This is a genomic window from Kribbella sp. (genome assembly GCF_035687465.1).
Lineage (GTDB): Bacteria > Actinomycetota > Actinomycetes > Propionibacteriales > Kribbellaceae > Kribbella.
The window spans coordinates 30,084-43,081 of sequence record NZ_DASRXP010000545.1; the positions used below are offsets into that span (position 1 = coordinate 30,084).

Here is a 12,998-nt window from a genome sequence, read left to right on the forward strand (position 1 = left end):
ATGATCTGCCTGCTGCCGCACTGCGCCTACCTCTCCGAGACCTCCCGGATGCTCGAGATCCACCGGGCTCTGACCGAGCTCGGCCTCCCCGTCCGCGTTGCCACCCACGGCGGCCCGCACGAACGCCTGCTCCACCAGGCCGGCATCCAGTACGACGTACTCGGGCCCGGGCTGTCACCCGCCAGAGCAGCCGCCTTCGTGGGTTCAGCGGTCGGCCTCGGCGACCCCCGGCAGAGCATGTACGACGACGCCGAGATCCGGGGTTACGTCCAGGCGGAAACCGAGTACTTCCGCAGCCACGGGATCACGGTGGCCGTCACGGGCTTCACGCTGACCACGTTGCTCTCGTCACGACTCACGGGCGTGCGGCTGATCACCGAGCACGCGGGCAGCTTCGTGCCACCAATCTTCGAGCGGCGCCCACTGCCTTCCCCCAGCCGCATGACTGCGTACTGCGGGGGCTTCAACCGCGTGGCCGCATCCCTGGGGATCGAGGGCATTCCCAGCCTCGCGGCTCTGCTCCTCGGCGATCTCTCCTTGGTGCCGGAAGTCCCCGAAGTACTGGGGATCTCGGCCGCCGACCTCGCAGCGTGGACCCCCGCAGGCAAGAAGGGCTATCGCGCCGGGTCCAGGTTGACGGCGGTCGGCCCACTCTTCGCCCACCTGAACACTCCCTTGCCCGAGCGGGCACAGAAGTTCCTCGACCGACCGGGCACCATCCATGACCTGGCCGACCTGGCAACGGACCAGATCCTGATCGAGCAGGTCCTCCCCAGCCACCTCGTCATGCCCCAGGTCGACCTCGCCATCACCACCGGCGGCCAGGGCAGCGTCCAAACCGCTATGGCCTCCGGCACTCCGCTCCTGTCGATCCCGCTGCAGCCGGAACAAGACCTCAACGCCGCCCTGGTCGAACGGCTCGGTGCCGCCCGCCACCTGGCCCCAGCCGAGCTTGCTCACCTCCCCGCCCTCACCACGACCATGCTCAACACCCGCGAGCACGCCCTCGCCGCCGAACGCATCCAGAAGCTCTATGCCGCAACCGACGGCCCCGCCGAAGCCGCCCGAATCATCGCAGCTGCCGCCTGACCAGCTGCGACTAGCTGTGCTGGATCGAGACTCCGTAGAGGTGGACCTCGCCGTAGTTGGAGGAACTGCACGGTGACGAGTTCGTGCAGTTGGCCTGGGTATAGGCGCCGGCCTTGAAGTAGCCGCCGGTGAAGCTCTTCGAGATCGTCGTCTGCAGCACCCCGTTGTAGTAGGCCTTGATCTGGCCTCCGCTGACCACGAACTTCGCCTGGAACTTGGTCCCCAGGACGTAGTTGCTGGTGACCAGCTTGTGGTGCGTGGTGTCGCCGTTGGTGATGTAGAGACTGCTGCCTTCCAGGCGGAACACCGACACATCGTCGTCGGCGTCGTGGATCTGAGCCGACACCACATGCGGTTTGGTCGCCGGCAGTGCAGTGAACGCCTCGTCGACGATCAGCGTGTGCGTCCCGGACGTCGACGACCAACTCGCGTTGCTGGTCCCGTTGTTGGCCATCTCTCGCAACTCGGAGCGTGGATAGCTGGAGCCGCTCGTGGTGACACCGTTCACCGGCGCGCGGAACTGCACCCGGTCCCCACTGCTGTAGACCTTGAAGAACGGGTCGTTCTGGTAACTGTCGAGAGCAGGCTGCTTGACCTCGGTCGGACTCCCCTCGGAACCGGTCGGCAGCGTCACCTTCCAGTTCGTCAGATTGAGTACGTCGGCCGGAACCTCAGCCGACCCACCACCGCCCGTGCCCCACACCTCAAACTCCGTGATGCTGTTCCACGTCGTCCCCGCAGTACCGTCGTTCAGCTGGTACCCGTGTCCCAGGTAACGCACCTTGGTCGTCTGGACATCGGTGAAGTCGAACGTCTGCAGGCCAGTGGTCGTCCCACTGCTGAGCCCGTCGAAGACGGGGACCCAGCTGCTCCCGTTCCAGTACTGCAACTCGAAATCGTTCTTCCGCTCGTCGCCCTTGTAGACCGCGACCTTGAGGTGCGACACGAGGCTGCTCGCCCCGAGGTCGAGCTGCAGCCAGGCACCATCGCCATCACCGGACCAGCGGCTCGTGTAGTTGTTGTCCACCACATTCGCCGGAACATTCGCGTCGCTGGTGCTCGCCGAGACAGCCGCGGCCCCCGGCGTGATCTCGACGTTGGCCGCCGCCGTTGCCGTCCGATTGGCGTTGCAGGGCTGGGTCGGCCGGTACTGCGCGCCGAACGTGCCGACCGCGTCTCCGCCGGTGTTGGCGGACATCGCGTTGCCGCAGATGCGGCCTTGCGGGGTCGCCTGGAACTTGATGCCGCCGGCGCTGTTGCCGGTGATGCTGTTGCCGTAGGCATCGTTGCCGGCGCCATCGGCCGGGGTGTCGCCGCCGAACCGGATGCCCGCGCCGGTGTTGCCGTGGATCACGTTGTACCGGAACGTGTTGCCGTTGCCGCGCGAGTCCATGCCGCCCGATTGCGGGTCGCGCTGACCGGTGCAGACGTTGTACTCGACCACGTTGGCGGTCGAGTTCTCCTTGATGTCGACGCACTCGTTGCCGCGGGTGTCGATCACGTTGTGGTGGACCCGGTTGCCGGTACTGATGTCCGGCCTCGCGTCGGGTGCCCCGTTGGCGCCCTGCTGCTCCGGCGCAGTACCGATGTAGATGGCCTCGCCGTTCTTGCCCCCGCCGGGGAACTGGAAGTCGTGGACGCCGCACGGACCGATCTTCGAGTTCGAGACCTCGGAGTTCGTCAGCAGGTAGCGAAGCCGGACACACTCGCCGCCCGCATTCGCCAGGGTCATGCCGCGGATCGTCAGTCGGTCGACGCCGTCGCCGGGCGTGGTGCCGATCGCGTAGATCAGCTTGTCCCGATAGCCGTCCGGGGTCGTGGGCGAACCGACCAGTCCGTCGATGGTGAAGCCGGACAAAGTGATGCCATCGTGGTGGACCTGCAGGATGCGAGCCGCTCCGCCACCTTGGACCACCGCGGTGGCCGGTCCGGTCACGGTCACCCGGTCCCGCCGGGTGACCGCGTCCTGGAGATAGGTCCCCGCTGCAAGGTGGACCGTCGAATCGCTCGGCGCCACATCCAGAGCGTGCTGGATGGTGGCGAACGCGCGGCTGGTCGACGTCCCACTGGCGCTGTCACTGCCGGCCGGACTGACGAAGTAGTTGGTCCCAGCAACCGTGGCCCCAGCCGTGGCGGCCGACAGGCCTGCGATCAGCGCCAGACAGACACCGGCGGTCGTCCATCGAAGACGTTTCATCGTGCATCCCTTCCGAGCGGTAGAGGGGTGGTGCGGTCAGCCAGTTTGAGAGCGATCAGCAAAGGCACGGTCGGACCGAAGAGGAACGGCCCGACCGCGAGTGGGAGCGTCACCACAACGACCACGGCCGTCGCGGCCAGCAGAAGCAGCCCGCGTCGGCCACCGAACCCAAGTACCAAGGCCTGGCGCCACCAACTGGCCAGTTCGCCGGCGGGCGAGCGACCGGCGATCGCTGCCAGACCAAGGTGATAGAGCACCATGGCGGCGCCAATTCCGAGATGCACAGCAAGGAAGCCCAGGGCAAAGGGCGAGGTCTGCCCGGCGAGGAACCCGAGGTTGACCAACAGCACCGCGGTCACCGCAGTGGACACAAGGCTGTGCCGCCACAGCTTTCGCCAGAACTCCCCGAAGGCCTCGAACACACCGACGAAGGAGCGCTGCTCCCCCTCGGAACGCCAGCGATACAACACGTGAGCGGTCGCGGCCAATGCCGGCAGCCAGGTGACAACCCCCAAGCTGAGCAGAAGAAACGCAGCCCCGGCCAACGCCGGATTCGCCACCCACTCAAGCCCACCCAACGCCGACGACTCCCATGACCCAGACCGGCGGCGCCGGCCATCAATCCGTGCGGTGGTCATCGGGGCACCTTGATCAGGCCTGTGTACGGCGTGTCCGCGTCGATCAGGACTCGGCCGTTCAGCACGAGCCGGGTCGCCCGGACGACACCGAGTTGATCACCGCTGTGGATCACCGCGCCGGCGTCGGCGCTCACCCCACCAACCTCGATCGATCCCCTCGACGGAGACAGCAGAACCACCTCGTCACCGAAGTCCACGCCGTACTCGCACCCCTCACTGATCGCAGAAGCAACAGCAGCAGTCGGTGAGAGCGCGGAGGTCGGCTCGATGGCGGCAAGAAAGTGAGCAGTGGTTAGCCGCGGCGTCGTCCACCGCAGGGTGCGCAGCGTCTTGGTGATCCGCAGGCTCGGGGTCGAGGCGGTCGGGTTCGCCTCGATCTCGGTATCCGTCTGTGAGACCTGTACTCCGCTCGGCGCGAGCCGGGTCACCCACGCCTGAGCCGGCCCCGAGCGCACCGCGTGGAGACGCGATGACACCTCCTCGGCAGGCCAGTCGGACTGCAGCAACCAGGTCCACGTCCTCGGCTGCGCGGCGGTCAACTCGTCCAGCACGACCAAGCGACCGCGCGGTGTGCTGACCAACGTCCGGTCGACCCGCCGCACCCCGAGAGCGGCATCGAACATCGGCGCGGTCTCCGATGTCGCATGCACGAAGCCACCCTCAGCCAGCACATCTCGCATTACCGGCCGAGAGCTGTATGGAAGGTCCTTGTAGCCGTGGTACCGGTCTTCCCCGGCCCAGCCGCTGCTGTCCACCAGCACCAGATTGTGGTGTGCCGCCCGCTTCCGGTTGCAGTAGCCGTCGTCCACCGCAAGGAAGGCGCCGTGCGAGACCAGCACGAACGACCCTGCATCCGGGTGGTGATGACCCGCGTTCAACGTGTCCCAGCCCAGCTCGCGCCGCAACCGCTCTGCCTCGTCCCAAGCGCCGTTACCCCCGCCCGGAGCCGACTTGTACGACACGTACGTCGCGGTGTCGTCCCACGAGGTCCGGCTGGTCACCTGGCCGAGGTCCGGGAAGTACGCGGTCGTCGGCGTACTGTCCGCCGGATCAACCGGTACTACGTCCGGGTCGAACCACAGCAGCTCGTAGAACGCCTCTGCCATCACCCCGGGCTTCACCCCGGATTCGTACGCCTCCCGCCAGAAGAACTGCCCTACCCGGTCGGCCAGCCATTGCGCACGTCCCTCCCCGTAGGCAGAAGCGAGCCGGTAGTACAGCGCGAGACTGTGGCCGCTACGGCGGTCGTGACAATCCCCGTGGTCGACGTTCTCCTCGAAGCCCGGTGCGCACTGATGCAGACGCCACTCGAAGGTGTTCGCCAGGAAGTCGCAGTTCTCCCACAGGGAAACGCCCTCGACGTGCTCGACCAGGTCGGCGTAGATGGCCAGCCACGGCACGCCGTACCGCCAATACACGACTCCCTCGGCGTCCGAGCCATCACGAGGCAGCAACGGCAGCACTATGTCGAAGTTGTTCCGCGCACGCTTGGTCCAGTCCGGCCGGTCCAGCACATAGCCCGCAGTAGCCAGCCCCGTGTAGCAGATCCAGTTGTGGTTCTGCCAGTAGCTCGACGACCACCAGCGGCCCTCTGTCTCGACCGCGAAGTCGTACAGCCGTTGGCCCTGCAGCTCCAGCTTGGCCCGGAGTAGTGAGGCTCGCTCGGCGCCGAGGTCGTCGCCCAGCCAGCTGTAGGCCAGCGACAACCCATGCAGGAGCCAGCCCGCATCCAGGTCGTGATCGGGAAGCTTCGCCCTTCCCCAGTGCGGATAGGCGATGCACACCGAGATCCAGCGCCACGCCTCCTCGAGGTAGTCGCTCCGGCCGGTCAGCCGGTAGGCCAGGGCAAGGTTCGCGGCGGCCGGACCGAAGTACGTGATGCTTGCGGTCGGGTGCTCGGCCGGCGGTTCCTGGCGGCGGTACCAGTCGCATTGCTCGTACAGGCGTCGCCACTGCGCCGCGTGGGTGCTGGTCATCCCTGTGCGGAGCTCGTCGAGCCGACCGTCGAGGAGCAGCATCAGTCCTCCACTCGATAGCGCGATCGGAAGGTTGCCTTGGCCGCGTCGTACGCGGTCCAGTCGATGTGCGTCACCACGCGCTGCGGATCGTCAGCAGGCCCAGGCCCGGGCCGCGCGGCAAACTCAGCCGGTACGTCACAACTGTGCTCGCCAACCAGCACCTGGTCCCCACCCCACCGCGTGCTACCCGGACGAACCTCAACCGGTACTGCGGGACGCAGGTGAGCTGTAAGTCGACAAGGCCGTGCGGCCGCGATCGTCAGCTCGTCGAGGAGGCCGTCGTCGGTCAGAGTCAACCGGCGCTGCGCAACAACACCAGGGAAGGCATCCGTGCACTCAACCGTGACAGACCGCTCGCTGACGTCCACCAGCCGTCCACTGCACTCCGCCTGCTCCATCCCATCCACACTGAACGTCGGATGAGCTGCCGCACTCGCGTAGTACCGGCGCCAGCCGGCATGGCCATACGGGACCTGTCCGGGATCCGGCTGCCAAGCACTGGTCGCGCCGTAAAGGTACAGCGCGAGCTTGTCGCGATGTCCGTGCGAACCACCGTGCGGCCCGAAGTCCACGATCGCGTGCAGCCCGGCGCCGCGCAGTACGGCGTATCCGGCATCGCGGAAGACAGTCACGCCCGCTGGCCGCGGTGTACCGGAGATCAGCTTGGCCAACTCCGCCAGCTCATCGTCGAACCCGGGCCGGCCATAGGGCCCGTCGTGCAGCGCCGGCAGTAATCCACCCGCAGTACGCAAGGTCGCTAGTACGTCGGCCATCGAGGCCAAGCGATCCCGTACGTCGCTTGGCGGGTTCGCCCCGGGCACTGCGGCTATGGCGAGCAGCGCGGCACGCAGTACGAAGGAGTGGTAGTAAGTGCTGGCTTCCCACTGCCAACCGTCCGGGGATGTTGCCGCTAGCAAATGGTTGTAAAGCCCGTGCTGACCTTCCAGCCATTCCGGATCACGCGAACAGACCGCACCGGCTGCACAGAACCAAGCGACATAGTTGGAAGTGAATCGGTCCTCGACCAGGGCAGCGCGGGCTTCCTCAGCGGCGCCGGCGAGTGAAGTGAGCAACTCACCGACCTCGGGCCCGAGACCCAATCCGCGATCAGCCAGCAACCAGGAGGCCCGGCCGATCGTGACGGCCCAGATCGCCTCGGTCAGCGCCTGCTGGAACAACCGCCCCCGCAGCATCCACGCCTGCGCACCTTCGTGAGCCGCAGGCAACGCCGCATAGAGCCTCGCATACTGCGTCAGCAGGCCCAACGCAGCATCGTTGTCCGCCGGGTCAAGCGACTCCGCCAACTCGAGGATCCGCCGTCCGCAGGTCTGATGGGCCAGCACCGTCCAGGCGCCACGCACCTTCGGAGTATCGAGCGAGCAGCCATAGACGCAAGGCGCGCCCTCGGCAGGGAAAGCACCACTGAGGAGTCCGGCGTGGCCCAGCTCGACCCCGTGCACCGGGCAGACATAGTCGTGCCACCAGCCCCCTTGCCCCTGCGGCAGGGTCACCTGAACCATGCGCCACCGTCGATGTCGACCGTCGAGCCAGTCACGAAGCCACCTGCCTCCGAGCACAGCCACACCACCGCACCTCCGACCTCGCCGGCGGTACCGGCCCGCTTGAGCGGCGTGCCGTTGATGATGGTCTGCTGTACCTCCGGCGGAGTGAAGGTGCCGTGGAACGAGGTCTCGCCGATGAAGCCGGGCGCGAGAGCGTTCACCGTGACGCCGTGGGGAGCCAGTTCCTTCGCCAACCCCCTGGTCAGACCGAGTACGCCGGCCTTGGCTGCGGCGTACACCGCTGAGCCCGCACCGCCACCGTTGTGGGCCGCGAGTGAAGCCATCGTGACGACGCGACCGCGCGGACCGGCCGCGCGCAGGTGCGGGATCGCGGCCCGGACCGTGCGGAAGGTCGAGCCGAGGTTGACCTCGACCACCTGGGAGAAGTGGTCGTCGGACATCCCCTCGACTGCGGCCCGTCCAACCAGGTGGCCAGCGTTGCAAACGACGATCTCCAGTCCACCGAGGGAGGCGACGGCCTCGTCGACCAGACGATCGACCTCGACGGTGGACGTCACGTCCGCGCCGACCGCGACCGCTTTGCGACCCAGCGCTTCGATCTGCTGGACGACGTCCGCTGCCTGCGCTGCCGAACTGCCGTAGTGCACGACGACGTCGGCGCCCGCCTCGGCGAGTGCGAGTGCGATCGCGGCACCGATGCCGTGGCCCGCGCCGGTCACCAGCGCCCGTCGGCCGGTCAGGTCGAATGTCCCGTATGTCACAAGCTCACTCCTTACTTGATGCCGCTGTTGGCGAAGCCCTGGACGAAATAGCGCTGGGTGAAGAGGAAGAGCACGATCATCGGCAAGGTCGCCAGCGTCGTACCGGCCATCAGGTACTCCCACAGCGTCCGCTCGCTCTGCTGGAAGGCGGCCAGGCCGACCTGGATCACCCGCAGGTCCTGGCGGGTGGTCACGATCAACGGCCAGAGGAAGTTGTTCCAGCTGTTCTCGAAGGTGATCAGCGCGACGGTGGCGACGGCCGGCTTGATCAGCGGCGTCATCACCCGGGCGAAGATGCCGAACTCGCCCATCCCGTCCAGCCGGGCAGCTTCCTCCAACTCCTGCGGCAGCGAGAGATAGAACTGCCGGAGCAGGAAGATCGCCAGCGGCGTGAGCGCACCCGGCACGATCAAGGCCCACCACGAGTCGAGCCAGCCGTAGCCGCCCCGGCCGAGGTAGTCGTTGCCGCCGAAGAACGGCATTCCCTTCGCGATCAGGTACTGCGGCACGATCTTGGTGTAGGTCGGGATCATCATGGTCGCCAGGATGGCCATGAAGATCACCGTCCGGCCGCGGAACGGCACCCGGGCGAGCGCGTAGCCCGCCATCGCCGCGAGCACCAGGTTGATGGCGGTATGACCGATCGAGATGATCAGGCTATTGCGGAAGTAGGTACCGAACGGCGCGAACTCCAACGCGTCCGGATAGTTGCTCCAGCGCCAGTCGTGCGGCAGCCAGGTCGGCGGGTACGACGTGATCTCCGAGTGGCTCTTCAGCGACGAGAGCACCATCCACACGAACGGCACGATCATCACCAGCGCGCCGATCGTCAGGACCACATGCAGGGCGATCCGTCCGCCCTTTCCTCCTTCAGCCTGCATCGTCGTCCTTCCCGGTCAGGCGCCGGCTGATCAGGGTCAGCACGAGCAGGAAGACGAACAACACCAGCGACTGCGCACACGCAGTACTGATGCGGAACTCGCCGAAGGCGCTCTTGTAGATCTCGAACGTCATCACCGTGGTCGCGTTCGCCGGGCCGCCGTCCGGCGTCAGCACGTAGACCTGCTCGAACACCTGGAACGAGTCGATCAGCGACACGATGAACACGAAGAACGTTGCCGGGCGCAACAAGGGCACTGTGATGGCGAAGAACTTCCGCCACTTGGAGGCACCGTCCACGTCGGCCGCTTCGTACAGTTCGGTCGGGATGCTCTGCAGCGCAGCCAGGTAGATCAGCATCTTCAGCCCGATGCCTTTCCACACACTGACCAGGATCACCGCCGGCATCGCCCAGGCCGGATCCGACAACCAGGCCGGCCCGCGGATCCCGACCAGGTCGAGCACCGCGTTGAACAGGCCGATGTTCGGCTCGAACATCCACATCCAGACCAGCGCGATCGCCACCGTCGCGGTGATGTGCGGCAGGAAGAAGGCCGCCCGGTACCACGCTCGCCCGCGCAGGTTGTTGTTCAGCAGGACGGCGATGACCACCGCGATGACCATCGCCACCGGCACGGTGAAGAAGGTGTAGACGACCGTGTGCCAGATCGACAGGTTCCAGGTCGGGTCGCTGAAGATCTCCCGGAAGTTCGCCAGCCCCGCCCACGAGATCGTCCCGGCCAGCACGTCGTAGTTGGTGAAGGCGAGCACGAAGGTGGCGACGGTGGGGATGCCGATCCAGATGGTCAGGTGCACCAGCGCCGGCGCCAGCATCCACGCCGCGGCCCGGCGCCGCTCGTAGCCCAGCCTGCGCCAGCGGGAAGGCTGGGTCGACCCCGGCCCAGGTCGCGGCGGATCAGGGGCCGCGACCCGTGGAGCGGTGAGACCGGCCGTCATCGGCCGGCCGCGATCGCCGCCGTCGCCTTCTCTGCCAGGTCGTCGAGAGCCTGCTTCGCGGTCTTCCTGCCGAGCAGCACCGACTCGATCGTGGACTTGAAGTCGCCGCGGATCTCGAGCCAGGCCGGTACGCCGCCCTCGGAGTACGCGACATCGAGGTTCTCCATCGCGAACTGCACGGACTTGTTGTTCTTCACGTAGTCGGAGGTGACCAGGCTCTTCAGGGCCGGGACGTTGCCGCGCTGCTCGTTCGCGGCCAGGGCCGGCTCGGAGCTGGCGAGGTACTTCACCAGCGCCTTGGCGGCCGGCAGTTGCTTCGACTTCGCCGACACGGTGGCGATGGTGCCGCCCTGGAAGATGGCCGGCCGCTCGTTGGCGATGGTGAAGAAGCCGATCTTGTCGTCCTTGATCAGCTCCGGCGCGTTCTTTTCCAGTTCGAGCCAGGTGTTGTTGTGCCCGAGCATCATCGCGGCCCGGCCCTGCACCAGCGGGACCCCGGTCGCCGCCCCGGCCTCGGTGAAGCCGACATCCTCGGACTTGTCCGTGCGGATGACGTCGGCCATCAACTGCAGTGCCCCGACCCCCTTCTCCGAGTTGAATGCCACCTTGCCGTCCGGCGTGAACAGGTCACCGCCGTTCGCCCAGAGGAAGGTCTCGAAGCCCTGCCGGAGGTCGATCGACAGGATGTCCAGGCCGGCGCGGGTCAGCTTGCCGCTGGAGTCCCGGACTGTCAGCTTGCGGGCGTAGTCGCGCAGTTCGTCGAAGTTCTTCGGCGGCGCGCTCAGACCGGCCGCGGCGAAGAGGTCCTTGCGGTAGATGCCGTACCGGGTGTCGAGCATGATCGGCAGCGCGTAGACCTTGCCGTCGTAGACACCCGGGTCGACCACGCGCTGGTCGTACAGGCTGGTCAGCTGGGCCTTGTCCTCGCCGAGGTCGGCGAGCACGCCCTTGGCCGCGAACGGCGGGATCCAGCCGACGCCCATCAGCATCACGTCGTACGGGCGGCCGCTGGCGATGGAGGTGGTCAGCTTCTCGTTCAGCTTCGCGTACGTCGTGTAGTCGGGCACGACCGTGACCCCAGGGTGCTGCTTCTTGAAGTCGGCGATCAGGCCGTCGAGCACCTTCTGTCCCTCGGCGCCCTCGAAGATCGGCGTCAGCATCCGGATCTCGCCGGTGATCTCGGTACTGGTGTTCTGGCCCGGCGCCGGCCCACCACAGGCCGCGACGCCCAGCAGGCCAAGGGCGAGCACACCGGCCCAGGCGGTTCGCAGGAGTCCCATCAGCGTTCTCCTCATCGTCATGCGCCCGGCCCGGCGGTGAGCCAACGGCAGTGATGCACTAGCACCGATGCATCGATTTACTGGTGCATCGGTTTAGTACCGTAAGTGGGCTACGTCACGCTGTCAATGCCGGGATTCATGGCGGAAGCGCGGGACGGCGGCTACCCTGTGGGCCTCAGGGGTCGCTCGGAAGGACAGCATGAGTGGTGTGACGATCTACCAGGTCGCCCGAGAGGCGGGAGTGTCGCCGAGCACGGTGTCGAACCTGCTCAACGGGCGGCCCGGACGGATGCTGCCACAGACCCGGCAGCGGGTCGAGGCCGCGATCGAGCGACTCGGCTACCGGCCGAACCGGGCCGCGCGGCAACTGCGGACCGGCCGGATCCAGGTGATCGGCCTGGTCGTGCCCTCGGTCGCGAACCCCTTCTGGGGCACGTTCGCCCGGCACCTCGAGGCCGCCGCCCTGGAGTCCGGGTACCACGTCCTGCTGTGCAACAGCGAGCGCGATCCCGACCGTGAACGCAAGTACGTCGAGGAGCTGTGGGCCGACGGCATCCGCGGTGTCGTGCTGTGCTCGTCGCTGCCGTCGCTGGAGCACCTGATGCCGATCGTTCGCGACGGCCTCGGGCTGGTCGCCTTCGACCGGACCGCACAGGTCGGAGATCCGGAGACGCTGGTCAACATCAGCCTGGACAACGTGGTCGGCGCTCAGCTGGCCACCCGGCATCTGCTCGAGCTTGGCCACAAGCGCATCGCCTTCGTCTCCGGTTCGCTGCGCAGCGTCAACCGGCGTGAGCGGTTCCGCGGATTCTGCGAAGCCCTTGAGGCAGCTGGCCTCGATCCGGCCGATTCGCCGGTCTGGTCCGGCGGTCCCGACGAGCGGTACGGCGATCTCGACGTTGCCGGCCTGGGTCGCACCGCGGCGACCGAACTGCTGTCCGGCGAGCGACCGCCGACCGCGATCGTCGCGATCAATGACATGTGCGCGCTGGGTGTCTGCGCCGGCATCCGCGACGCCGGGCTGCGCGTGGCGGACGACGTGTCGGTGATCGGCTTCGACGACATCGTGCTCGCCGATCTCGCCGCGCCTGCGCTGACCACGATCCGCCAGCCCCTGCCGGAGATGGCGACAGCGGCCTTCGCGCACTTGCGAGCCGGTATCGAGAGCGGCGAGCCCATCCCCGGACAGTCGCTGCTGATGCGCCCGGAGCTCATCGTTCGCGCGTCGACTGCACCCGTCCCTACCTGAGCACTGCGAGCAGCCCGTCGAAGTCGGCGCGGTTGAATTCTCGGGCACCGATCAAGGCCTGCAGCAGGATCCCGTCGAGGGCCGCCACCAGCAGGCCCGCCTTGTGGGCATCACTGGTGAAGCTGCGCGCGATCTCATTCAACGGTCCGAGCCAGGCCGCCGCGGCCTCGCGCAGAGCGGGCCGTCGAGCCGCCAGCAGATAGAGCTCGTACGCCGCCAGCGTGCGGCCTCGGCGATAGACCAGGCAGTGCTCGATCAACCGGGCCAACTCGTCCGCCGGGCGAGCGCCGAGCTCGTTCACCCGCTCCTGCAACTCGGCGGTGAGGTCCTCCGAAGCCCAGATCAGCGCGGCGACCAACAACTCGTCGAGAGTAGCGAAGTGGTACGTGGTCGAGGCCAGCGAAACA

Annotated in this window: 11 protein-coding genes; 2 read left to right on the forward strand and 9 right to left on the reverse strand. The window is 67.1% G+C overall.

What is annotated here, in order from left to right; translation table 11 throughout:
- Positions 1-1,089 (forward strand): glycosyltransferase, encoded by a 1,089-nt coding sequence (locus tag VFG33_RS28870; RefSeq protein WP_325056128.1) that lies wholly within the window; start codon positions 1-3, stop codon positions 1,087-1,089.
- 10 nt (positions 1,090-1,099) lie between these two features.
- Here VFG33_RS28870 and VFG33_RS28875 read toward each other — a convergent pair whose 3' ends face one another.
- From VFG33_RS28875 to VFG33_RS28910, 8 genes are read right to left on the reverse strand one after another with little or no spacing between them, the layout of a single operon-like run.
- Complete coding sequence (locus tag VFG33_RS28875) at positions 1,100-3,286, reverse strand: polysaccharide lyase family 7 protein (RefSeq protein ID WP_325056129.1); 2,187 nt, start codon at positions 3,284-3,286, stop codon at positions 1,100-1,102.
- Positions 3,283-3,924, reverse strand: a complete 642-nt coding sequence (locus VFG33_RS28880) for a DUF624 domain-containing protein (RefSeq protein WP_325056130.1) — start codon at positions 3,922-3,924, stop codon at positions 3,283-3,285. The genes VFG33_RS28875 and VFG33_RS28880 overlap by 4 nt, the downstream gene beginning before the upstream one ends.
- Positions 3,921-5,942 carry a DUF4962 domain-containing protein gene (locus VFG33_RS28885; protein ID WP_325056131.1) on the reverse strand — a complete coding sequence of 674 codons (2,022 nt, stop codon included), beginning with the start codon at positions 5,940-5,942 and terminating at the stop codon, positions 3,921-3,923. Before VFG33_RS28885 ends, VFG33_RS28880 begins: the two co-directional genes overlap by 4 nt.
- Complete coding sequence (locus VFG33_RS28890; protein ID WP_325056132.1) at positions 5,942-7,462, reverse strand: heparinase II/III domain-containing protein; 1,521 nt, start codon at positions 7,460-7,462, stop codon at positions 5,942-5,944. The genes VFG33_RS28885 and VFG33_RS28890 overlap by 1 nt, the downstream gene beginning before the upstream one ends.
- Entirely contained in the window at positions 7,450-8,226 is a 777-nt protein-coding gene (locus tag VFG33_RS28895; protein ID WP_325056133.1) for an SDR family NAD(P)-dependent oxidoreductase, read from the reverse strand. The genes VFG33_RS28890 and VFG33_RS28895 overlap by 13 nt, the downstream gene beginning before the upstream one ends.
- An 11-nt stretch (positions 8,227-8,237) precedes the next feature.
- Positions 8,238-9,107, reverse strand: coding sequence for a carbohydrate ABC transporter permease (locus VFG33_RS28900; RefSeq protein WP_325056134.1), 870 nt, complete (start codon positions 9,105-9,107; stop codon positions 8,238-8,240).
- The gene (locus VFG33_RS28905) at positions 9,097-10,062 is read right to left on the reverse strand and encodes a carbohydrate ABC transporter permease (RefSeq protein WP_325056135.1); all 966 of its coding nucleotides are present in this window, start codon (positions 10,060-10,062) and stop codon (positions 9,097-9,099) included. The genes VFG33_RS28900 and VFG33_RS28905 overlap by 11 nt, the downstream gene beginning before the upstream one ends.
- Entirely contained in the window at positions 10,059-11,342 is a 1,284-nt protein-coding gene (locus VFG33_RS28910; protein WP_325056136.1) for an ABC transporter substrate-binding protein, read from the reverse strand. Before VFG33_RS28910 ends, VFG33_RS28905 begins: the two co-directional genes overlap by 4 nt.
- 199 nt (positions 11,343-11,541) lie before the next feature.
- On the opposite strand from VFG33_RS28910, the gene VFG33_RS28915 reads away from it, so the two are divergent.
- Positions 11,542-12,591, forward strand: a complete 1,050-nt coding sequence (locus VFG33_RS28915; protein ID WP_325056137.1) for a LacI family DNA-binding transcriptional regulator — start codon at positions 11,542-11,544, stop codon at positions 12,589-12,591.
- Here the strand turns inward: VFG33_RS28915 and VFG33_RS28920 are convergent.
- Positions 12,584-12,998: TetR/AcrR family transcriptional regulator (locus tag VFG33_RS28920; RefSeq protein WP_325056138.1), on the reverse strand; the 415-nt coding region annotated here is incomplete at its 5' end. The genes VFG33_RS28915 and VFG33_RS28920 overlap by 8 nt on opposite strands.

What these genes read in the sequence shown, in the direction of transcription:
- VFG33_RS28870 (WP_325056128.1), top strand. Translation starts at nt 1, where the DNA reads ATGATCTGCCTGCTGCCGCACTGCGCCTACCTCTCCGAGACCTCCCGG.
- VFG33_RS28875 (WP_325056129.1), bottom strand. Translation starts at nt 3,286, where the DNA reads ATGAAACGTCTTCGATGGACGACCGCCGGTGTCTGTCTGGCGCTGATC.
- VFG33_RS28880 (WP_325056130.1), bottom strand. Translation starts at nt 3,924, where the DNA reads ATGACCACCGCACGGATTGATGGCCGGCGCCGCCGGTCTGGGTCATGG.
- VFG33_RS28885 (WP_325056131.1), bottom strand. Translation starts at nt 5,942, where the DNA reads ATGCTGCTCCTCGACGGTCGGCTCGACGAGCTCCGCACAGGGATGACC.
- VFG33_RS28890 (WP_325056132.1), bottom strand. Translation starts at nt 7,462, where the DNA reads ATGGTTCAGGTGACCCTGCCGCAGGGGCAAGGGGGCTGGTGGCACGAC.
- VFG33_RS28900 (WP_325056134.1), bottom strand. Translation starts at nt 9,107, where the DNA reads ATGCAGGCTGAAGGAGGAAAGGGCGGACGGATCGCCCTGCATGTGGTC.
- VFG33_RS28905 (WP_325056135.1), bottom strand. Translation starts at nt 10,062, where the DNA reads ATGACGGCCGGTCTCACCGCTCCACGGGTCGCGGCCCCTGATCCGCCG.
- VFG33_RS28910 (WP_325056136.1), bottom strand. Translation starts at nt 11,342, where the DNA reads ATGGGACTCCTGCGAACCGCCTGGGCCGGTGTGCTCGCCCTTGGCCTG.
- VFG33_RS28915 (WP_325056137.1), top strand. Translation starts at nt 11,542, where the DNA reads ATGAGTGGTGTGACGATCTACCAGGTCGCCCGAGAGGCGGGAGTGTCG.